The sequence below is a fragment of the Acidovorax sp. SUPP950 genome, assembly GCF_030158935.1.
GTDB lineage: Bacteria > Pseudomonadota > Gammaproteobacteria > Burkholderiales > Burkholderiaceae_C > Paracidovorax.
In genome coordinates this window covers 19910-39866 of sequence record NZ_BQXE01000003.1, presented here as the reverse complement: position 1 = coordinate 39866, position 19957 = coordinate 19910, and the positions used below count along the sequence as shown (strand labels likewise).

Sequence of the window (19957 nt, the reverse complement as noted above, 5' to 3'; positions counted from 1 at the left end):
GCGCCCGCCCGGTCAGAAGCTGTGCCGCAGCGTCAGCGTCGCATTGCGCGGCGCGCCCGGCAGGTTCAGGTTGGGGCTGCTGCCGTGGGCCGAGACGATGTAGTTGCGGTCGAACAGGTTGCGCAGGTTCAGCTGCACCGTGGTCGCCTTGCCGATGCGGTACTGCGCCATCGCGTCCACCACCACGTACGACGGCAAGGTCACCGTGTTGCCCGGGTTGGCGAAGCGGTCACCCACGTAGTTGATGCCGCCGCCCACGCTCCAGTCGTCGCCCAGGCGCTGCGTGAGCCACGCCGAGAACGCGTTGCGCGGCGTGATCGTGGCGCGTTTGCCCTGCACCGCCTGGCCGGCGTCGGTGGCCGTGGAGCGGGTGATGCGCGTGTCCAGCAGCGCGTAGCTCAGCGTGGCCTGCAGGCCCGCCGCCAGTTCGCCCGCCAGCGACAGCTCCAGCCCGCGCGTGCGCTGCGTGCCGATGGGGATCAGCCGGGTGGGCTGTGCCGGGTCGGTGGTCTTGATGTCGGTGCGCTCCAGCTGGAACAGGGAGGCCGTGGCCGTGGCGCGGCCGTCCAGCAGGTCGAGCTTGGCACCCACTTCGTAGTTGGTCGTCTGCTCGGGCTGGATGGCCGTGTTGGTGGCCGACAGTGCGAACATCTCGGCCGAGGGCTGGTAGGAACGGCTCACCGACACGTAGTACGACTGTGCCGCCGTGGGCTGCCACACCAGGCCCGCGCGCGGGCTCCAGGTGGTGTCCGTGCGCTCGAAGTCGCTCTGGCCCGCCAGGCGGTTGTCGGTTTCCTGGCCGAAGCGGTCGTAGCGCAGGCCGGCCAGCACCTTCCACTCGGGCGACAGCGTGATCTGGTCCTGCACGTAGAACGCGCGTGTCAGGTAGCGGTTCAGCGCGCTGGCCGACACGGCCCCGCCGCCGTTGAGCGGCGCCACCGGCAGCACCGGGTTCCACAGGTTCACGTTGCCCAGCGTGCCGCCGGTGAACGAGACCGCATCCTTGTTCTGCTGGCCCAGCTCCAGGCCGTAAAGCACCTCGTGCGCGACGCTGCCGGTGCGCAGGTTCTGGATCAGCTCGGTCTGGTTGAACACGCCGCGCTCGCGCCGGTCCACGCCCGAGCGCGTGAGCGCCACGGTGCCCGCGGCCTCGTTCGTGGTGCCCGCGGGCAGGGTGTTCTGGCGGTCCAGGTCGTAGTGGTAGTAGCGCAGGGCGTTGCGCACGCGCAGCGTGTCGGAAAAGCGGTGGCTGAACGTGGCGGTGAACGAGCTGACCGTGGATTCGGACGTGTCCGCATCGCGCGCATTGGCCGAGCCGAAGTAGGTGCCCGCGGGCACGTTGACCGGGCGGCCCTGGTAGGCCGGGATGCCGAAGTCGGTCACGCGCTTGTCGTGCAGGTAGTCGGCCTGCAGCATGAGCGAAGTGGCGCCGTCGGGCTTCCACAGCACCGAAGGGGCGATGGCCTGGCGCTCCAGGAACTGCTGGCTGCGGTAGCTGTTGGCGTCCTCCGCCGCGCCGGTGACGCGCCAGGACCAGTCGCTGCCCGCGGGCGCGCGGCCCACGTCGAACTCGGCACGCTTGTCGGCCCAGCTGCCCACGCTCAGGGCGATGTCGGACACGTCCGTGCCGGGCTTTTTCGTCACGCGGTTGACCAGGCCGCCGGACGAGCCGCGCCCATACAGCACGGCGGCGGGGCCCTTCACCACCTCCACCCGCTCGATGTTGGACAGGTCGCGGAAATACAGCGCGTCGTCGCGAAAGCCGTCCACGAACTGGTCGCCGATGCTGGTAAAGCCGCGGATGCTGACCTGGTCGCGCTGGCCGTCGCCATGCGACAGGCCCACGCCCGCCACGTTGCGCAGGGTGTCCTGCATCGAGGTCGCGCCCTGGTCGCGGATCACCTGCTGCGGCACCACATCGATGGTCTGCGGCACGTCGCGCAGCGGGGCCTCGGTCTTGGTGCCGCTGGCGGACGAAGCGGCGTTGTAGGCCGTGTCCTCGCCACGCGCCGCCTGCACGCGCACCTCGCTCATCGTGGCGCCAGCCGCCGCGCCTGCGGCCCCCGGGGTGCCACCGGCGGGGGCGGTGCCCGCGCGCTCCACCGTGAAGGTGCGGGCATCCTGCGCGCGCACCACCAGCCCGGTGCCGGCGACCAGGCGCTGCAGCGCGTCGCGCACCTCCAGCGTGCCCCGCACCGCCGGCGCCTGCTGGCCCTGGGCGATGTCGGTGACGAACACGATCTGCACGCCGCTCTGGCGCGCCAGGGCGTTCAATGACTGCGCCAGGGGCTGGGCGGGCAGGTCCACCGCGACGGGCTGGGCCTGGGCGGCGGTGGCGGCGATGCACAGCGCGGCGGCCAGCGCGGCCCAGCGGGCGCGGTGTGGCGGGCGGCGGTGTTGGGGGATCGGCATGGAGGCTCCTGGAAAGAAATCGGTCAAGACACAAAAAGGGGACGGCGGGCGGGCAGGGGGCGCCCGTCCCCCTGTGAGCCGATGCAGCGGGCGGGTTTGTACACGTCGCCGATCCAAATCAATGAATGGCCAGCGGCGGCCCTTCGGCCGGAGACCGGGCACTGGGCATCGAAACGGGCGCCACCGCAATCAATGCGCCGGCATCCTGCTATGGTTTTTGATGTGCTGTGCGCAGGCCGATCACCACGCTGCCGTCCGCATGGCGGTCCACCCGCACCGGGGCCAGGCGCGGCAGCAGGTCGATCAGCTGGTCGATGCGGTCCAGGTCGAACTCCCCCGAGATGCGCAGCGCCGCGGCGTGCCCGTCGGCCAGCGTGATGGGCGCGCGGCGGTGGCGCTGCATCTCGGCCACGGCGTCGGCCAGCGGCGTGGCGTCCAGCCGCAGCCGGCCGGCCTGCCACGCGGCGACGCGGGCGGTGTCCTCTTCCTCCGGGGCGGGCCAGGCCGTGCCCGGCCGGGTGTGCAGCGCCTGGCCCGCGTGCAGCACCACCGGCGCCGTGCCAGTCCCGGCGTGCACGCGCACGCTGCCCTGCTGCACGGTGATGTCGGCGCCCGCATGGGCCGCGTCGCCGGCCGCAGCCGTTCCGTCGCGGCGGATGTTGAAGACGGTGCCGATGTCCTCCACCGCCACCGCGCCCGCCTGCACGGTGAACGGGCGCTGCAGCCAGGGCGCCCAGGCGTGCCAGGGCGCGTGGGCGACTTCGAAGGCGGCCTCGCCGTGCCCCAGCGTCAGGCGGCGCGAGCGCAGGTGCAGGGCCACCTCCACCCGGGTGTTGCTGTTCAGGCGCACCGTGCTGCCGTCGGCCAGCGGCCGGGCCTGCCGCTCGCCCACGGCGGTGGCCAGCGATTCGCGGTGCAGCACCGGATCGGCCCACAGCACCCCCGCCAGCGCGGCCACTGCCAATGCCGTGGCCGCGCCCGCCGCGCGGGCTTTCGCGGGACGCCGGCGTCGCTCGCGGCGCAGGGCCGCCGCCTGCTCGATGTCTTCGGGCGTGGGCAGGTGCTGGCGCAGCAGGTCGGCGAACGGCGCCAGGGCGTCGTCGATGGGCAAGTGGGCGCGGCGGCCCGCGCCGCGCACGGAAGGGTTGCCGGCGCCGGCTGCACGGGCGGCCGGCGCCGCAGCGGATTCAGCGGGCGGCATGGCCGGTGCCCTCGATCAGCACCGGCTCCACGTCGCGAAGGGCGCGCGCCAGGTGCCGGGCCACCATCCCGCGCGAGACACCCATGCGCCGGGCGGCCTCGTCCTGCGGCATGCCGTAGAGCTTGGTGAGGATGAACGCCTCGCGGCTGGCCTGCGGCAACTGCTCGATGGCGGCCAGCAGCGCCCGCTGGCGCTGGTGGGCGGCCAGCGCCAGTTCGGGCGGCGACAGCGGCGCTGCCGAAGGGACGGGGGCGTTCGCCTCGGGGTGCTCGTGCGCCGTCTCGCGGCGCCGGGCCTGGGCGCGGTAGCGGTCGATGGCCAAGTCCCGCGCCACGCAGCGCAGGAACGCGAGCGGGTTGGCGATCTCGCCGGGCACCGGGCGCTCGAGCAGCCGCACGCACAGGTCGTTCACGATCTCGCGCGGAAAGCACTCGTCCCCGAAGCGGTGCCGCAGCGACCCCACCAGGTCTTCGTAGTGCTTCACCAGGGCGGCCAGCAGGGGCTCGGGCGGCGGAGGAAGCGAGGCGGGGTGCGGCATGGAACGCCGATTATAAAAAGAGAATGGGAATGATTCTTATTGTTGTATTTTTGCCGTACTGCGGCGCTCCGGTGCCCCGCCGGGCGGCAGGGGCGCGTGGCCGGCCGGCTGCGGCCCTGCGGCGCAAAAGGCACAATCGCCCGTCCCACCGGGCCGCTCGCGCCCGGTCCCGTTGGAGCATGGAATGAGCAGCATCGACCTCGCAAGAATCAACGCCGAACTCGGCAAGGACGCCCAGGGCCTCGTGGACTGGGCCGTGGGGCTGGGCCGGCCCACCATCGTCACCACCAATTTCCGGCCGTTCGAGGCCGTCATCCTGCACATGGTCACGCGGGCCCGGCCCGATGTGCCGGTGGTGTGGATGGACAACGGCTACAACACCGAGGCCACTTACCAGTTCGCCGACGAGGTGACCCGGCAGCTTGGCCTGAATCTGTCGATCTACCTGCCACGCCGCTCGCGCGCCCACCGCGAGGCTGTCGAAGGCCCGGTGCCCGCGCTCGACGATCCGCGGCATGCCGCTTTCACCGAAGAGGTCAAGCTCGAGCCCTTCGCCCGCGCGCTGCGCGAGACCGCGCCGCAAGTGTGGTTCACCGCGCTGCGCGCCACCGACACGGCCGTGCGCGCGCAGATGGACCCGGTGAGCATCAACCCCGACGGCCTGCTCAAGGTCGCACCGCTGCTGCACTGGTCGTCCAAGGACCTGTACGAATACCTCGTGGCCCACCAACTGCCCAACAACTTCGACTACGTGGACCCGACGAAGGGCGAGGACAACCGCGAATGCGGGCTGCATCTGGCGCACTGAGCGCATGGGCTCATAGCCGAAAGGGGCGTGCACTGCACGCCCCTTTTTTTTGTCCTTGTCAACCGTAGGCCTGGGCTGACGCGTGCTGCCCCCGGATGACTACGCCTGCCCCGAGGGGGCACTTTTACAGTTCGTCCATCGCATCCAGCCAGGGTTCCAAACCGTCTCGGAGTGGAGGGCTGAAGCGAATAACCAAGAGGACTTGTGCCATGAATGAAGACACCGTCAAGGGAAACTGGAAGCAATTCACCGGCAAGATCAAGGAGCAATGGGGCAAGCTGACGGACGACGATCTTGACGTGGCAGCCGGCAAGCGCGACCAGTTCCTGGGCAAGCTGCAAGAGCGCCAGGGTCTGGCCAAGGATGCCGCCGAGAAGGAACTGAAGTCCTGGCAAGACCGCCACCCCGAATTCCGTTTCGACAAGTAAATCCCGGGCCTTTCCCACTTTTAAAAACCAGCGGTGTTCGCCGTGCTGCCACAAGGCAAATCGACAACCGCACCCCCCTACAGACATTGAGGAGAAAAATATGAAACACGCACGCAATCTTCTGGCCATCGTGGCCGCCGGCCTTCTCGCCACCAGCGGCATGGCCATGACCAAGGAAGAGCACAGCGCCGCCAAGGACCGCATCTCTGCCGACTACAAGATGAACAAGCAGAAGTGCGACAGCATGACGGCCAACGCCAAGGACGTCTGCATGAAGGAAGCCAAGGGTGCCGAGAAGGTCGCCAAGGCCGAACTGGAAGCCCAGTACAAGCCCAGCGACAAGGCCACCTACAAGGTGAACGAAGCCCGCGCTGACGCCGCCTACGACGTCGCCAAGGAAAAGTGCGATGACCAGCAAGGCAATGCCAAGGACGTCTGCGTGAAGGATGCCAAGGCCGCCCACGTGAAGGCCAAGGAAGACGCCAAGGTGGCTCGCGCCCAGGCCAAGCCTTCGGACAACATGGCCAAGAAGGACGCCAAGGTCGCCGAAGTGAAGAAGGACGCCGCTGAAGAAAAGCGCGAAGCCGAGTACAAGGCCGCCAAGGAGCGTTGCGATGCCATGAACGGTGACGTCAAGGACAAGTGCGTTGCCGATCTGAAGCGCGTCTACAACCAGTAAAACAGGTTATGGCCACCCCTGCGTTCGGATGAACGGCTGGGGTGCCAAAAGCAAAAAAGGCTTCGCAGTGCGAAGCCTTTTTGCGTTGCGGCCGCCTCAGTGGGGGCTGTTCGCTCAGCGCCACCGCATGCAACGCGCCCGTCCGGCGGCCTTGGCCTGGTAGAGCCCCTGGTCCGCGTCGCGCACCAATTGCTTTTCTGTCATTTCCGCCGTGGGCTGCAGGGCCGCCACGCCGATGCTCAAGGTGACGTGCGGGCCCAGGGGCGAAGCGCCATGGGGGATGGCGGCATGGTCGAACGCCTGCAGCACCCGTTGGGCCACGACCTGCGCCTCGTCGCCCGTGGTGCCCGGCAAGAGCACCACGAACTCCTCGCCACCGTAGCGCATCGGCTTTTCGTGCGCCCGGAACAACGCCCCCTGCAGCACGGTGGCGAACTGGCGCAGGCAGTCGTCGCCGGCCTGGTGCCCGTGCATGTCGTTGTAGTGCTTGAAGTGGTCGATATCGATCATCAGCAGGGCCACGGATGCGTCCTGCCGGCGCGCCCGGCCCCACTCGGCGCTCAATGCCTCGTCGAACAGGCGGCGGTTGCCCAGTCCCGTGAGGGCATCCGTATAGGACAGCTCCGCCAGCGTGGCGTTCAGGCGCTGCAGTTGCAGCTCCGAGTGCTTTCGCTCCGTGATGTCCTGGAAGGCCCCGCTCAGCTGGACGATCCGGCCGTCCTGGTAGGTCGGCTCGCCCTGCGCGCGCACCCAGAGGTGTCGTCCCTTGTGCGAGATCAATTCCAGCTCCAGGTCCCACGGCGTGCCGTCTTCCATGCACCGCTGCAAGGCCGCGCCGATGAGGGGGCGCGACGCTTCGGTGTAGTAGTTCAGCGCCTGCGACAGGTCCGGCGTGGTTTGCGGCTCCAGGTCGTGGATGCGGTAGACCTCGTCCGTCCAGGCCGCCTCGCCCGTGGCCGGATTCAGCGTCCAGCCTCCCACGCGTGCCATGGCCCCCGACTGCCGCAGCAGCAGGGCCGCGCGCGCCAGCGCCTCTTCGTCAAGCTTGCGCTGGGTGATGTCCATGAACGTGCCGATGACCTTGGAGGGCGCGCCCGTGGCGCTGCGCCGGATGACCTTGCCGCGGGAGAACAGCCAGATCCAGGCCCCCTGCGGGCCCTGCACCCTGAACTCGTTCTCGTAGGTTTCCGTCATTCCGCCGAGATGCCGGCGGAACGCGGCCACGTTCGGCTCCTGGTCGAGAGGGTGCAGCACGGCGGTCCATTCGGGCACGGTCTTGGTCACCTCGTTGGGGCCGAAGCCCAGCATGGCCGATCCGCGGGCGTCCACCTGCAGCGTCATGGCCTCGATGTTCAGTTCCCACAAGCCCAGCTGGGCCCCTTCGAGGGCCCGCTCCAGCCGCGCGGCGCTGATCGCTAGCCTGTTGGCGTAATCCTTGTGGACGGTGATGTCCGTCACCGTGAGGTGGAACCCGACTGCGGGCGCCGGTGGGCGGTCCGGCTCCAACGGCTGGACATCGGGGATGCAGCTGGCGGACATGACCCGGGTTTCGCCAGCGGCGTTGGCGACCTCGGCCTCGAACTGCACCGGTTCGCCTTTCAGCACGCGGCGGGTGTAGGGCCAGGCCTTGGCGAAATGCGCCGAATCCAGGATTTCATCCATGGGGCGGCCCACGATCTGCGCGGGGTCCTTGCCGAACCATGCGGCATAGGCCTTGTTGGCGAACTGGTAGCGCAAATCCGCGCCCACGTGCGCGATGAGTGCGGGCACGCTGTCGGCCATCAGCTGCAACTGGGCCTCGCTTCGACGCAGTTGCTGCTCGGCCGCGACGCGCTCGCTGATGTCGTGCATGAAGGCTGTCACGATGCGGGACGATTCCAGCTGCACCTGGCTGAGGGTGATCTCCATCGGAAACTCGTGCTGGTCGCGGTGCCATCCCGGAAGAAGCTGCCTGCGGGCCCGGGCGCCCTCGTTGGCCATGAGCGCCGCCAGGCTGCGCGTTCGCATCGCCGGGGCGAGGATGGTCTCGGCCATCGGGCGCCCCAGCACCTCGGCCCGGCGCCAGCCGAACATCGCCTGGGCTGCGCGGTTCCACTCCAGGATCTGGCCGTCCTCATCGGCCACGATGAAGGCGTCCTCCGTGTCTTCCAGGATGCTGCGCATGCGGCGCTCGCTGTCGCGCAGGCGCTCTTCCATGGACCGCTGCTCCGTGACGTCCTGGATCTGGGCCACGAAATGCAGGGGCTGGTCGAATTCGTCCCGCACCAGCGAGACCGCCAGATGGGCCCACACCGTCTCGCCGTCCTTGCGCAGGTAGCGCTTGCCCAACTGGTAGTTCTGCGTTTCCCTGCGGACCAGGCGGTCGATGTGGTCGCGGTGGGACATGAGATCGTCCGGGTGGGTGAGCCGCCGGAAATCCATGTGCAGCAATTCGTCCCGCGCGTAGCCCAGCATGCCGCACAGCGCGTCGTTGACCTCGATCCAGTGGCCCGTGGTGGCGACCAGGGCCATTCCGTGGGTGGCGGCGCTGAAGGCGCCCGAAAAGCGCTGGGCCGCGATCGTGGCGGCACGGGTGGCGGCGCGCAGCGCCGTCACGTCGTGCATCAGGCACACCGCGCCCATCTTGGTGCCGTCCGCGTAGAACAAAGGCGAAGCGTTGCACAGCACCGACCGCGGCGGCTGGCCCTTGGCCTTGATGACCAGCTCGAACCCGCGCACGGTCTCGCCCCGCCAGGCGGCCAGCAGCGGGATGTCCCCGGTCGCCAGCAGCCGTGTGCCAGAGGCCTCGAACAGGTCGAAATGCTCGGCCCACTCGCTCGGCGGCAGGGACCGGGGGTCGGTGCCGTGCCAGGCCCGCGCCACGTGGTTGAATTCGCCCAGCAGTCCATCGGAGCCGCAGGAGACGACCGCATCGGGCATGGCCTCCAGCAGGCGGCCCAGCGTGCCCGCCTGGATCTGGGCCTCCCGGCGGCCCTGGCGGGCCTCCAGCTGGCTGACCACCTGCCTGGACAGGCGTTGCAACGCCTCCCGCTGCGTTCCGGACAGGCGCCGCGGCACCCGGTCGATCACGCACAGCGTGCCGTAGACATGCCCTGTGCCGCCGACCAGCGGAGCCCCTGCATAGAAGCGGATGCCCGGCTCGCCGAGCACCATCGGGTTGCTGGAAAAACGCGGGTCCTCCAGCGCGTCGGGGACCTCCAGGATCTGCGTGGATGCCAGCGCATGGCTGCAGAACGCGATCTCGCGCGATGTCTGCGGTGTGCCCAGGCCGCAGCTGGCCTTGAACCACTGGCGCGTTTCGTCGATCAGCGAGATGAGCGCGATGGGCGCATCGCAGCACTGGCTGGCCAGCCACGCCAGATCGTCGAAAACCGGCTCCGGCGCTGAATCCAGCACCCCCAGCATCTGGAGCGCGGCGAGGCGCTCGCCTTCGTTCAACGGCCTCGCGGCGGCGGCATTACCCGGGGTGGACGGCTGAGTCATCGAATAATTATCAGAGGTCCGGCCCTTTCCGGCAGAGGTGGCCCCTGGCGGCGGCATGGCGCCGATCGCCGGCGCCCTGACCTGCATCAAAACCCACCCCCGCCGCGCCTCTTAAGCTGGCCTCCCACTGGACTGCAAGGACTGGAAATGGCTGCACTGCAATGGTCCGAGGGCCTCGCCCTCGACCTTCCCCTCATGGACGAAACCCACCAGGAGTTCGTGGAACTGCTGGCCGCCGTGGAGGCCGCGCCGGACGCGCAACTGCTGGGCGCCTGGCACGCGCTGGTGGCGCACACCGCCGACCACTTCGCCCGCGAGGACGCCTGGATGGCCGCCACCCGCTTCGCCTCGGGCAACTGCCACAGCCTGCAGCACAAGGTCGTGCTGCAGGTGCTGCGCGAGGGCACGGCGCAGGCCGAAGCGGGCGAGCCGGCCGTGCTGCGCCGCATGGCGTCGGAGCTGGCCCTGTGGTTTCCGCAACACACGCAGACCATGGATGCGGCGCTCGCCCTGCACCTGCGCCGCGTGGGCTTCGATCCCGCGACCGGCACCGTGCATGCGCCGGGCGCGCTTCCGGCGCAGGCCATTCACGGCTGCGGCGGCGCCTGCTCTGGCGACGGTGGGGCCCCGCAGGCAGAAAAGGCTGCGGCACCCCGCCCGGCGCGCGAAGCGGTCGCGGTCTGAGGCCTGGCAGCCCCTGCTGCGGGCTACTGGCGCCCGCGGGGCAGCAGCAGGGCGGCCATCTGCCAGGAGAGCGTGCGCATGGCCCGGCGCCAGGCCGGGGACGCGGCATCCGCAGCCCGTGGCCAGTAGGCGGCCTTCAGGATGCCCTGCTTGGCCTGGCGCAAGGCTTCGCGGTCCCGCGCCGCCAGGGCGCACAGCAGGCGGTCGTGGTAGCGCTGCAGGCGCTGCGCCTGCGCCATCGACAGGCCCTGCTCGCCGCGCTCCGGCTGCGCTGGCGCGGCCAAGTGCGTGTCCCAGGGGCTGGCCCGGTGGGCCGGCCCGGGCGACGGCGCGCTCATGCGGCCTCCGGGCGAGGGGTGGGAACCGGGCGTTGCGCGGTCAGGCCGTACCAGTTGACCCGTCGCGTGAGCACCATCACGGCGGCCAGCACCAGGAACAGCGCGATGGCACCCACGGCCAGCGCGGTCTGCTCCAGCTGCAGCAGCAGGTAGAGCAGGCCGTAGAGCAGCGCGATGCCGGCCCCGAACGGCAGGCCGAGCCACAGGCTGCCGAGCATGTGGCTGGCGTAGTAGGCCAGCAGCAGCACGCACGCGCTGGCCGCGATGGCATACGAAACGCCGAAGGGCAGGTGCTCCGACAGGCTCACCAGCAGCAGGAAGAAGCTGCACAGGGCGCTGCCCACCAGCAGGTACTGCACCGGATGCACCCGCAGCCGCTTCATCAGCTCGAACAGGCCCACCGCCACGAAGGTGAGCGCGATGAACAGCACGCCGTACTTGGTGGCGCGGTCGCTCAGGGAATAGGGATTGACCGGGTCCACGAAGGCCACGGTGAAGCTGTCGGCGCAGCCGCGGCCGTCGGCGGGCGCGGGTTCGTAGGCGTGGTCCGCGCTGGGGGCCGCCTCGCACGCGGGGCGGCCGGCGGCCACGTCCTGCTGGGCCGTGCTGGCGAGCGAAGACAGGCGCCACAGCGCGGAAAAGCCTTTGTCCCCCACGGTGCGCTCCGACGGCAGGAAGCGGCCTGCGAACGAGGGGTGGGGCCAGCTGCCGTCCATCTGCACCTGGGTCTGGCTGCCCAGCGGCACGATGGCCACGCTCTCGGTGCCCACGAGTTCCAGGTCCATCTCGGCCTTGAACGGGCCGGTATCGCCGCCTGGCCGCTGCACCAGCGCTTCGGGCAGCGGGGCATGCAGGCCTCGGGGGTAGGCGGGGTGGAATGTGCCGGGCTTCAGGGCCAGCGCCTGGCCGCCGATGGTGAGCTGGGCCGCGCGGATGCCCCGCGCATCGCCCACCGCCATCATCAGAAGGGGTGCGCCGCATTGCATGCGCGAGCCCTGCACGGTGGTGTCCGGCCGCAGGCTCGCAAGCGACGACCACTCGGCGGCGACATGCGCCTTCAGGGCGTAGGTGTTGACCTTGTGCACACCGCGCGAGCGCTCCTGCATGGCGGTGCCGGCGCGCAATTGCAGGGTGTCCGGCATGGCGGTGAGCACGAACTCGCGCCGTTTCTCGACCGTGGTGCGCTCGCTGCCGGTGCCGGTCACGGCATCCCAGCTTTCCACGCAGGCGCTGTGGATCAGCGGCCCCAGCAGGGTTTGCGAACCCGCCAGGCTGCGCGCCACGCCATCGGCAGTGAGGGTGCGGTAGCGCTGGCGGTCGCGCACCACGTCTTCGATGAGGCCCAGGCCGAACAGCAGGAGCAGGGTGATGGCCGCGAGCGCGGCCAGTTTGGTGAACAGGGGGTGTTTCAAGGAGGCTCTCCGCCAGTGGATGTGGAGGGCAGTGTGGTGAGCGGGCGTGAGGCGGAAATGAAGTTTGTGAGCGCACGGTGAAGTGCACCAGCGCGCTGCCGGCCCGGTGGCCGGTGCGCCGCCGTCAGGCGGCCGGAAAGGCGAGTTCGACCCGCAGCCCGGGCTGGGTGTTGCGCACTGCCATCGTTCCCCCGTGCAGCGCCATGATCCGGCGCACGATGGCCAGGCCCAGCCCCGAGCCGCTGCGCTCTCCACCCGGCCGCGCGGTGGTGAAAAAGCGCTCGCCCAGCCGCGGCAGCGCATAGTCCGGCACGCCGGGGCCCGCGTCCTGCACGGCCACCACCGGGCCCTGCAATTCCACGCGCACCGCGCTGCCGGCGGGCGCGAAGTCGATGGCGTTGTCGATCAGGTTGGTGATCGCCAGCGTCACCAGTTCGGCCTCCCACGGGCCGCCGGCGCCGTCGCCCGTGAGAACCAGGTCGATGGTGCGCTGACTGGCGCGGGCCTGGGCCTGGCGCACGGCCAGGGCCGCGCAGTCCTGCAGCGAGACGGCGGCCGCGCCCTCGGCCCGCTGGCGCTGCTCGAGCTGGCTCAGCGCCAGCAGCCGGTCCACCAGGCGCTGCAGGCGCTCGCTTTGCTCGACCACCTGCGTGGCGAACTGGGCGCGGTCGGCCGGGGGCAGGTCCTCCTGCAGCAGTTCACCCGCGCCGCGGATGGCGGCCACGGGGCTTTTGAGTTCATGCGTGAGGGCGCGCACGTAGCCTTCGATGTAGTCGTGCCCTTCCAGCCGCACGCGCATGCGGTCCATGGCGCGGGCCAGGTCGCCCAGCTCGCCCGGCACCCGCGGCACGGCCAGGGGCTGCGTGGGGTTCAGGCCCCCGTCGGCCGGGCCCTGCACGCTCAGGGCGTAGTCGCGCAGGCGGCGCACGTGCCACACGGTCCACACGGTGACTGCCACGCCCACCAGCGCCGACAGGGCCAGCAGCAGCAGGCCGCCGCGCAGCACCTTGCGCTCGGCCCGGTCGATGAAGCGCTGCACCGAGCGCGTGGGCTTGGCCACGGTGAGCACGCCGCCGATGGTGCGGCCGGACGGCCCGTCCACCAGGATGGGGGCGGCCACGTACATCACGCCGCTGGTGTCGTCGCCCTGCACCTCGCGCGTGGCGCGGGCGCCGTACTCGCCCCGCAGCGTGCGCGCCACGTCGCGCCAGCCCGAGTAGTCCTCGCCCACGGCACTGCGCTCGGAGTCGAATACCACGCGCCCGGCGGCATCGGTCACATAGATGCGGAAATCGAGCGTCTGCTTGGTCAGCCCCCAGATCGCGGCATCGACCGGGCGGCTGGCGTACTGGCGCACGTGCTGCGCGAAGCGGCTCTCGGGCGTGCCGGGCGCGGTGGCGCCCAGGCGGCCTGCGGCCAGGTCGTCGCTCGCCAGCTCGGCCAGGATGTTGGCGGTGTCCACCATCATGTCTTCCATCACCTCGCGCACGCTGGGCTTGATCTCGGCGGTGAAAACGCGCAGCACGAAGAAGGCCGCGATGCCGTTGATCAGGAAGAAGGCGAACAGCAGCCGGATGCCCAGGCGCATGGGTCAGGCCCTCGCCAGGGTGGGCTGCGCGGAGCGGTGCCAGCGGGCGCTCATGGCTCCAGGCAATAGCCCATGCCCCGGTGCGTGCTGATGTACTCGCGCGCCGGGTCCGCTTCGCGCAGCTTGGCGCGCAGCGTCTTGATGTGGGTGTCCACCGTGCGGTCGGTGCTTTCGCTGTCGTCGCCCCAGGCGCCGGCGAGCAGGGCCTCGCGCGACTGGATGCGGCCGGCGCCGCGCAGCAGGCAGGCCAGCAGGCGGTATTCGCGCCGCGTGAGCGGCAGCGGCCGGCCGTGCAGGCTCACGCGCTGGCCGGCGGCATCGTCGTGGAACGGGCTGGGCGCCGCCGATGCCGCCGCCACCGGTGCGGGGGCAGCCGCGCGGCGCAGCAGGGCCTTCACGCGGGCTGCCAGCTCGCGCGGGCTGAAGGGCTTGGGCAAATAGTCGTCGGCGCCCAGTTCCAGGCCCAGCACGCGGTCGAGTTCTTCGCCGTGTGCGCTCAGCATGAGCACCGGCGTGGCCTGGTGCGCCGGGTCGCGGCGCAGGTCGCGCAGCAGATCGAGGCCGTTGCCGTCGGGCAGGCCCACGTCCAGCACCAGCAGGTCGAAGGGCCGGGCGCGCAGCTGTTCGCGCGCGTCCCGCAGCAGCAGGCTGTGCACGATGGACAGCCCCTCGCGCTCGAGCGCATAGGCCACCGTGCGCGCGATGGCGGGGTCGTCCTCCAGCAGCAGCAACCGGGCGTGGGTGGTGGCCATGCCGTGCCTTCAGCGTGCGACCAGCACGGGGAACAGCTTGCCCAGCCCTTCGGCCATCACCTCCACCGCCAGCGCTGCGAGGATCAGGCCCATGAGCCGCGTCATCACGTTGATGCCGGTCTTGCCCAGCACGCGCGCGATGGGGTCGGCCAGCGCGAAGCACAGCGCCGTGGCGCCGGCGATGACCACGCCGTAGCCCACCAGCGCCAGGTGCTGCCAGAAGGTCTGCGCCCGGTCGGCATAGATCACCACGGTGGACATGCTGGCCGGCCCGGTGAGCAGCGGGATGGTGAGCGGCACCACGGCGATGCTGTCGCCCTGGGCGGCCTTCTCGGCGCCTTCCTCCAGTTCGTGGGTGTGGGGCTTGGCCTCGGCTGGCTGGGCGTTGAGCATGTTCATCGCGCTGATGAGCAGCAGCATGCCGCCGCCCACCTGGAAGCTCTGCAGCGAGATGTTGAAGAACTCCAGGATCTGCAGCCCGAGCAGCGCGCAGGCCGCGATCACGCAGAACGCGCTGAAGGCCGCCACCTGGATGGTGCGCCGGCGCTGGCGCTGCGAAAACCCGTCGGTGTAGTGGATGAAGAACGGCACGATGGCCAGCGGGTTCACGATGGCCAGCAGCGTGATGAGCGGTTTCAGGTCCATCAGCGGCCTCCGGAGACGTCGAGCAGTGACAGGGTGGTGTAGCTGGCCGCCTCCGACATCAGCCAGACGATGGCCTCGGCCACCTCCTCGGCCGTGCCACCCCGCCCCATGGGCACCTGGTGCGCCAGATCGCGCACGCGGTCGGGCAGGCCGCCGCTGGCGTGGATGTCGGTGTCGATGAGGCCGGGCCGCACCGCATTCACGCGGATGCCCTCGGCCGCCACCTCGCGGGCCAGGCCGAGCGTGAGCACGTCGATGGCGCCCTTGGAGGCGGCGTAGTCCACGTACTGCCCGGCCGCGCCCAGGCGCGCCGCGGCGCTGGACACGTTGACGATGCTGCCGCCCGCGCCGCCGTGCTTCGTGCTCATGCGCCGCACGGCCTCGCGGGCGCAGAGAAAGCTGCCCACCACGTTGATGTCGAACATGCGGCGCAGGCGCTCGGCGCTCATCTGGTCCACGCGCGCCGGCACGTCGACCACGCCCGCGTTGTTCACCAGGGCACCGAGCGCGCCGAAGCGGGCATCGACCGCCTCGAACAGGGCGACGACCTCGTCTTCCTTCGCCACGTCGGCCTGCACGGCGATGGCTTGGCCGCCCGCCTCGCGGATGGCCTGCACCACGGCATCGGCCGCCTGCGCATCGCGGGCGTAGTTCACCGCCACCGCCCAGCCCTGGCGCGCGGCCAGCCGGGCGGTCGCCGCGCCGATGCCCCGGCTACCACCGGTCACAAGTACCACTTTGTTCAATTGCCGTCTCCTGCAAGAATGCACCGTTGGCGAAAGGTCCCGCATTACAGCATCCGCCGGCCCGGGCCGGCGCGTCTTTTCACCGCTCCGCTTCCTTCCAACCATCCTCTCTCATCCATCCATCCATCCCTTCCGGAAAAGGAGTCGCATCATCATGGGCAATTTCGTGGACATCGCATCGGCTGACGGTTTCAAGGTGCCCGCCTGGGTCGCGCAGCCCGAGGGCCAGGCGCGCGGCGCCGTGGTCGTGCTGCAGGAGATATTCGGCGTGAACTCGCACATCCGCGCCGTGGCCGACCGGCTGGCCGCGCGCGGCTACCTGGCCGTGGCGCCCGCCACCTTCGCCCGGGTGCAGCCCGGGGTCGAGCTGGGCTACAGCGCGCAGGACATGCAGGACGGCATCGCGCTCAAGTCGCGCGTCGAGGCGCTGCCCGGCGCGGGCGTGCTGCCCGACATCCAGGCCGCCATCGACCACGCGGCGCAGGCCGGCGGCGGCAAGGTGGGCATCGTGGGGTTCTGCTGGGGCGGCCTGCTCACCTGGCGCGCGGCGTGCGAGCTGCAGGGCCTGTCGGCCGCCGTCTGCTACTACGGCGGCGGCATGACCACCACCGAGGAAAGCGCGCGCACCCCGAAGGTTCCGGTGCTGGCGCACTTCGGCGACCGCGACCACTTCATCGCGCTCGACAGCGTGCAGGCCTTCGGCCGGGCCCACCCGGAAGTGGAGGTGCACGTGTACGACGCCGACCACGGCTTCAACTGCGACCAGCGCGGCTCCTACGACGAGGCCTCGGCCACCCTGGCACGCGAGCGCACGCTGGCGTTCTTCGCCAAGCACGTGGGCTGAGCGGAGCCCCCGGGGCCGCCTGACCGGCCGCGGGCCCGGAGGCGGCCGACCCGCGTCCTACAACAGCAGCGGTCCGCCGACCGGCGCCCCACAACGGCAGGGGGCCGCCGACCGGCGTCCCACAGCGGCAGGGGGCCGAGGCTGACACGGCCGCCGAGGGCCTCCCCCTAGCGTCGGAAGGATGCGCCGCGATCTCCTTCCCCCCACCGATTTCCCTCTGGGCACCCCCGTGCGCCACGCACTGGACCGGGTCCAGGCGTTCGATGCCGACCCGCAGGCCCGTGCCACCACCGCCGATCGCTTTCGCTGGCTCGCCAAGGTGACCGGCGAGGACGCCGCCATCGGCAAGCTGTTCGAATCCCATCTGGACGCGGTCGGCATCGCACGGGAGATCCTGGGCGATGCCGCCGCCGTCGCGCTGGTCCGTGCGGTCGATCCGTCGCAGGGCCTGTGGGGCGTGTGGGCCGCGGGCGGGCCGGCCGGCGCCGAACTGCAGCTGGCCGCGGGCCCCGACGGCGGTCTGGTGGTCTCCGGCCGCAAGTGCTGGTGCTCGGGCGCCTCGGGCGTCAGTGCCGCCCTGGCCACGGCCCGCGATGCGGACGGGCAGGTTCAACTCATTGCCGTGTCCATGCACCACCCCCGGGTCACCGTCACCCGCGAGGGCTGGGACGCCGTGGGCATGGCCGATACCGCCAGCGTCGACGTGCTGTTCGACACGGTGCCGGCATGGCCCGTGGGGGCGCCCGGCGCCTACCTGGACCGGCCGGGCTTCTGGCACGGCGCGGCCGGCATCGCCGCCTGCTGGCACGGTGCCGCTGCCGCCGTGGCACAGCGCCTGCGTGAGCGGGTGCAGCAGCGCGGCGCCGCGGCGGACGACCTGCTGGCCGCCCACCTGGGCGCGGTGGATTGCGCGCTGTCCGCGTCCGCCCTGGCACTGCGCCATGCCGCCGCCGCCATCGATGCGCACCGGGCGGGCGGGCCGCCGTTCGGCCGCCGCGAGGCCCTGCAGGTGCGCGGCACCGTGGAAGCGGCCGCGTCCACCACGATCGACCACGTGGGGCGCGCCCTGGGGGCGGGCCCTTTGTGCCGCGACGCCGACCACGCCCAGCGCGTGGCGGATCTTGCGGTCTTCCTGCGCCAAAGCCATGCTGAATGGGACCTGGCAGTGCTCGGCCGCCTGGCGGCCCAGGCGAACGAAACCCTTCCTGGAGACAATGCATGGACGCTGTGATCGCCTCCCACAAGCCCGCCGCCCGGCGCCTGCGGGCGGTGCCCGCGCGCACGCCGGTGCCGGCAGCGCCGCAGCCGCGGTTGCTGCCTGCCACCCCCGAATCGCTGGTGGCGCCCTTCAGCCGCGTGGTGGTCGTCGCGCCGCACCCCGACGACGAGGTGCTGGTGCTCGGCGGCACGGTGGCGCAACTGGCGCGCCGTGGCCACGAGGTGCTGGTCTACGCGGTCACCGATGGGGAAGCCAGCCACCCGGGTTCGCACGCCTGGCCCGCCGAGCGCCTGCGGCAGGTCCGGCCGCAGGAGTCGGCCGACGCCCTGGCGCAACTGGGCATCGCGGCGACCGTGGTGCGCCTGGGCCTGCCCGATGGCGGCCTGGCGGACGAGGCGCTTGCGCTCGCGGCACACCTGCAACTGGCGCCGGGCGACACGGTGTTCGTGCCGTGGCGCCACGACGGCCACCCCGACCACGAGGCCTGCGCCCGCGCCGCCCTGGCGGCGGCCCGCACGGTGGGGGCCTGCTGCATCGAATACCCCGTCTGGGCCCTGGTGCCCGAACACGCGGCCCACGCGCGGCTGCGCCATCGCACGCTCCGGCGCATCGCCGTGGCCGACGACCTGATGCAGGCCAAGGCCCGCGCCGTGCGCGCCTTCCAGAGCCAGATCCAGCCGGACGGCGGCGCGGCGCCGGTGCTGCCGCCTTCGGCGCTGCAGGCCTGGAGCGGCCGCTTCGAGTGGGCGATGGCCTGACATGGGCGCGCCCCTGGCCGACACCGCGCACTTCGATCAACTGCACGCGCGCAGCGCCGACCCGTGGGGCGTGCACACGCGCTGGTACGAGCGCCGCAAGCGCGATCTGCTGCTGGCCGCGCTCCCCCGTCCCCGGTACGCCCAGGGCTTCGAGCCCGGCTGCTCGGTGGGCGGCAACACGGTGGCGCTGGCCGCGCGCTGCGACCGGCTCATCGCATCCGATGCCAGCGCGGCGGCGCTGGAGCGCGCCGCCGCCACGCTGAGCGGCGCCGGCCATGTGGCGCTGCGGCACTGGCGCTTTCCGCAGCACTGGCCCGAGGCCCCCAGCGACCTCATCGTGGTGGCGGAACTGGCCTATTACCTGCCGCCGGCCGATTTCGCCCATTTCCTCGCGCAGGTGCCCGGGCATCTGCAGCGTGGCGGCCACCTGGCGATGTGCCACTGGCGCGCGCCGGTGGCGGATGCGCCGGCCCATGGCGACGGCGTCCACGCGCAGGCGCGGGACACCCTGGCGCTCGACCACGTGGGCGGCTGGTGCGACGAAGACATGCGCATCGACGTGTGGCAGAACGGGAGTGGTACCTCGGTGGCGGAGGCGGGCGGCGCGCAGGAGCGGCTGGCCCGTGCGGCGGAGGGCGCCCCATGATCGGCGTGTGCATTCCGGCGCACGACGAAGCCGCCCTCATCGGCGCCTGCCTGGATTCGGTGTGCGCGGCGGCCGCGCAGGTGCAGGAACCCGTGCGCATCGTGGTCGTGGCCGATGCCTGCCGGGACGCCACGGCGGCCCTGGCGCGCACGTGGGGCTGCGACGTGGTGGAGATCGGCGCGCGCTGCGTCGGCGCGGCGCGGGCGGTGGGCATGGACCACCTGGTCGGGCTCGGCGCCCGCTGGCTGTGCTGCACCGATGCCGACAGCCGCGTGCCGCCGCAGTGGATCACGGCGCAACTGGCCTGCGCGAGCGATGCCGTGTGCGGCACGATCGGCGTGGAGGACTGGCACGAGCAACCCCTGCACGTGGCGCAGGCCTTCGCATCGCACTACCAGGACCGCAACGGCCACCGGCACATCCACGGCGCCAACCTCGGCGTCTCGTCCGCGGCCTACCGGCGCGCGGGCGGTTTCGCGCCGCTCGTGGCGCACGAGGACGTGCGGCTGGTCGAGGCCCTGCTCGCCCAGCAGGCGACGGTGGCGTGGGTGCGCGACCCGCGGGTGATCACCAGCGCACGCTGCATCGCCCGCGCGCCGGAAGGGTTCGCGGCGTGGCTGCAGGCGCGCTGGCACACGGGGGGCGGGGTGCCGGCCGGCGCCGCCCTGACGTGAGGCGGGCCGCCGCCGGCGCCCGCGCGGTGATCGAGCCAAAAAGGGCTCCAGCGCATATGTTTCTAGGGCATTGTGCTATTAAATAAATAGCAATCTGCCCCG

19 protein-coding genes are annotated in these 19957 nt (G+C 71.3%); 9 read left to right on the top strand and 10 right to left on the bottom strand.

Translation table 11 applies throughout. The features are described from left to right. Positions 1-12 precede the first annotated feature (12 nt). The 3 genes from AVME950_RS13955 to AVME950_RS13945 form a co-directional block, all read right to left on the bottom strand. Positions 13-2412: a TonB-dependent siderophore receptor gene (locus AVME950_RS13955; protein ID WP_284430280.1), complete on the bottom strand. Its 2400-nt coding sequence runs from the start codon at positions 2410-2412 to the stop codon at positions 13-15. A gap of 208 nt (positions 2413-2620) precedes the next feature. Next, a complete protein-coding gene (locus tag AVME950_RS13950; RefSeq protein ID WP_284430279.1) occupies positions 2621-3613 on the bottom strand; it encodes a FecR family protein in 993 nt (330 codons plus the stop codon). Continuing rightward, entirely contained in the window at positions 3600-4151 is a 552-nt protein-coding gene (locus AVME950_RS13945; RefSeq protein ID WP_284430278.1) for an RNA polymerase sigma factor, read from the bottom strand. The genes AVME950_RS13950 and AVME950_RS13945 overlap by 14 nt, the downstream gene beginning before the upstream one ends. Positions 4152-4335: 184 nt before the next feature. Between AVME950_RS13945 and AVME950_RS13940 the strand changes: the two genes are divergently transcribed. The 3 genes from AVME950_RS13940 to AVME950_RS13930 all read left to right on the top strand — a co-directional run bounded on the left by AVME950_RS13940 (position 4336) and on the right by AVME950_RS13930 (position 6066). Continuing rightward, positions 4336-4959: a phosphoadenosine phosphosulfate reductase domain-containing protein gene (locus AVME950_RS13940; protein ID WP_272565862.1), complete on the top strand. Its 624-nt coding sequence runs from the start codon at positions 4336-4338 to the stop codon at positions 4957-4959. A gap of 209 nt (positions 4960-5168) precedes the next feature. Beyond that, entirely contained in the window at positions 5169-5387 is a 219-nt protein-coding gene (locus AVME950_RS13935) for a CsbD family protein (RefSeq protein ID WP_272565861.1), read from the top strand. A gap of 100 nt (positions 5388-5487) precedes the next feature. Next, entirely contained in the window at positions 5488-6066 is a 579-nt protein-coding gene (locus AVME950_RS13930; protein ID WP_284430277.1) for a hypothetical protein, read from the top strand. Positions 6067-6180: 114 nt separating this feature from the next. Here AVME950_RS13930 and AVME950_RS13925 read toward each other — a convergent pair whose 3' ends face one another. Then, on the bottom strand, positions 6181-9549 hold the full coding sequence (locus AVME950_RS13925) for a sensor domain-containing diguanylate cyclase (RefSeq protein WP_284430276.1): 3369 nt from the start codon (positions 9547-9549) through the stop codon (positions 6181-6183). 147 nt (positions 9550-9696) lie between these two features. Between AVME950_RS13925 and AVME950_RS13920 the strand changes: the two genes are divergently transcribed. Beyond that, on the top strand, positions 9697-10233 hold the full coding sequence (locus AVME950_RS13920; RefSeq protein ID WP_284430275.1) for a hemerythrin domain-containing protein: 537 nt from the start codon (positions 9697-9699) through the stop codon (positions 10231-10233). Between the two features lie 23 nt (positions 10234-10256). On the opposite strand, the gene AVME950_RS13915 is transcribed toward AVME950_RS13920, so the two are convergent. The 6 genes from AVME950_RS13915 to AVME950_RS13890 all read right to left on the bottom strand — a co-directional run bounded on the left by AVME950_RS13915 (position 10257) and on the right by AVME950_RS13890 (position 15714). Next, positions 10257-10571: a hypothetical protein gene (locus AVME950_RS13915; RefSeq protein ID WP_284430274.1), complete on the bottom strand. Its 315-nt coding sequence runs from the start codon at positions 10569-10571 to the stop codon at positions 10257-10259. After that, complete coding sequence (gene creD / locus AVME950_RS13910) at positions 10568-11983, bottom strand: cell envelope integrity protein CreD (RefSeq protein ID WP_284430273.1); 1416 nt, start codon at positions 11981-11983, stop codon at positions 10568-10570. Before creD ends, AVME950_RS13915 begins: the two co-directional genes overlap by 4 nt. Before the next feature lie 124 nt (positions 11984-12107). Continuing rightward, positions 12108-13571, bottom strand: a complete 1464-nt coding sequence (gene creC, locus AVME950_RS13905; protein WP_284406713.1) for a two-component system sensor histidine kinase CreC — start codon at positions 13569-13571, stop codon at positions 12108-12110. A gap of 50 nt (positions 13572-13621) precedes the next feature. After that, positions 13622-14323, bottom strand: a complete 702-nt coding sequence (locus AVME950_RS13900; RefSeq protein WP_284430272.1) for a response regulator — start codon at positions 14321-14323, stop codon at positions 13622-13624. 9 nt (positions 14324-14332) lie between these two features. Beyond that, entirely contained in the window at positions 14333-14968 is a 636-nt protein-coding gene (locus AVME950_RS13895) for a MarC family protein (protein ID WP_272565846.1), read from the bottom strand. Beyond that, positions 14968-15714: an SDR family oxidoreductase gene (locus AVME950_RS13890; protein ID WP_284430271.1), complete on the bottom strand. Its 747-nt coding sequence runs from the start codon at positions 15712-15714 to the stop codon at positions 14968-14970. The genes AVME950_RS13895 and AVME950_RS13890 overlap by 1 nt, the downstream gene beginning before the upstream one ends. Positions 15715-15868: 154 nt before the next feature. Here AVME950_RS13890 and AVME950_RS13885 point away from each other — a divergent pair, with 154 nt between their 5' ends. The 5 genes from AVME950_RS13885 (at position 15869) to AVME950_RS13865 (ending at position 19855) form a co-directional block, all read left to right on the top strand. Further along, the gene (locus AVME950_RS13885; RefSeq protein WP_272565844.1) at positions 15869-16558 is read left to right on the top strand and encodes a dienelactone hydrolase family protein; all 690 of its coding nucleotides are present in this window, start codon (positions 15869-15871) and stop codon (positions 16556-16558) included. A 229-nt stretch (positions 16559-16787) separates the two neighbouring features. Further along, a complete protein-coding gene (locus AVME950_RS13880) occupies positions 16788-17789 on the top strand; it encodes an acyl-CoA dehydrogenase family protein (RefSeq protein WP_284430270.1) in 1002 nt (333 codons plus the stop codon). Further along, entirely contained in the window at positions 17777-18535 is a 759-nt protein-coding gene (locus AVME950_RS13875; RefSeq protein WP_284430269.1) for a PIG-L deacetylase family protein, read from the top strand. The genes AVME950_RS13880 and AVME950_RS13875 overlap by 13 nt, the downstream gene beginning before the upstream one ends. A 1-nt stretch (position 18536) precedes the next feature. Further along, positions 18537-19181, top strand: a complete 645-nt coding sequence (locus tag AVME950_RS13870) for an SAM-dependent methyltransferase (protein WP_284406708.1) — start codon at positions 18537-18539, stop codon at positions 19179-19181. Next, positions 19178-19855: a glycosyltransferase family 2 protein gene (locus AVME950_RS13865; protein ID WP_284430268.1), complete on the top strand. Its 678-nt coding sequence runs from the start codon at positions 19178-19180 to the stop codon at positions 19853-19855. Before AVME950_RS13870 ends, AVME950_RS13865 begins: the two co-directional genes overlap by 4 nt. The last annotated feature ends 102 nt before the right edge of the window (positions 19856-19957 follow it).

What these genes read in the sequence shown, in the direction of transcription:
- AVME950_RS13955 (WP_284430280.1), bottom strand. Translation starts at nt 2,412, where the DNA reads ATGCCGATCCCCCAACACCGCCGCCCGCCACACCGCGCCCGCTGGGCC.
- AVME950_RS13950 (WP_284430279.1), bottom strand. Translation starts at nt 3,613, where the DNA reads ATGCCGCCCGCTGAATCCGCTGCGGCGCCGGCCGCCCGTGCAGCCGGC.
- AVME950_RS13945 (WP_284430278.1), bottom strand. Translation starts at nt 4,151, where the DNA reads ATGCCGCACCCCGCCTCGCTTCCTCCGCCGCCCGAGCCCCTGCTGGCC.
- AVME950_RS13940 (WP_272565862.1), top strand. Translation starts at nt 4,336, where the DNA reads ATGAGCAGCATCGACCTCGCAAGAATCAACGCCGAACTCGGCAAGGAC.
- AVME950_RS13935 (WP_272565861.1), top strand. Translation starts at nt 5,169, where the DNA reads ATGAATGAAGACACCGTCAAGGGAAACTGGAAGCAATTCACCGGCAAG.
- AVME950_RS13930 (WP_284430277.1), top strand. Translation starts at nt 5,488, where the DNA reads ATGAAACACGCACGCAATCTTCTGGCCATCGTGGCCGCCGGCCTTCTC.
- AVME950_RS13925 (WP_284430276.1), bottom strand. Translation starts at nt 9,549, where the DNA reads ATGACTCAGCCGTCCACCCCGGGTAATGCCGCCGCCGCGAGGCCGTTG.
- AVME950_RS13920 (WP_284430275.1), top strand. Translation starts at nt 9,697, where the DNA reads ATGGCTGCACTGCAATGGTCCGAGGGCCTCGCCCTCGACCTTCCCCTC.
- AVME950_RS13915 (WP_284430274.1), bottom strand. Translation starts at nt 10,571, where the DNA reads ATGAGCGCGCCGTCGCCCGGGCCGGCCCACCGGGCCAGCCCCTGGGAC.
- creC (WP_284406713.1), bottom strand. Translation starts at nt 13,571, where the DNA reads ATGCGCCTGGGCATCCGGCTGCTGTTCGCCTTCTTCCTGATCAACGGC.
- AVME950_RS13900 (WP_284430272.1), bottom strand. Translation starts at nt 14,323, where the DNA reads ATGGCCACCACCCACGCCCGGTTGCTGCTGCTGGAGGACGACCCCGCC.
- AVME950_RS13895 (WP_272565846.1), bottom strand. Translation starts at nt 14,968, where the DNA reads ATGGACCTGAAACCGCTCATCACGCTGCTGGCCATCGTGAACCCGCTG.
- AVME950_RS13885 (WP_272565844.1), top strand. Translation starts at nt 15,869, where the DNA reads ATGGGCAATTTCGTGGACATCGCATCGGCTGACGGTTTCAAGGTGCCC.
- AVME950_RS13875 (WP_284430269.1), top strand. Translation starts at nt 17,777, where the DNA reads ATGGACGCTGTGATCGCCTCCCACAAGCCCGCCGCCCGGCGCCTGCGG.
- AVME950_RS13870 (WP_284406708.1), top strand. Translation starts at nt 18,537, where the DNA reads ATGGGCGCGCCCCTGGCCGACACCGCGCACTTCGATCAACTGCACGCG.
- AVME950_RS13865 (WP_284430268.1), top strand. Translation starts at nt 19,178, where the DNA reads ATGATCGGCGTGTGCATTCCGGCGCACGACGAAGCCGCCCTCATCGGC.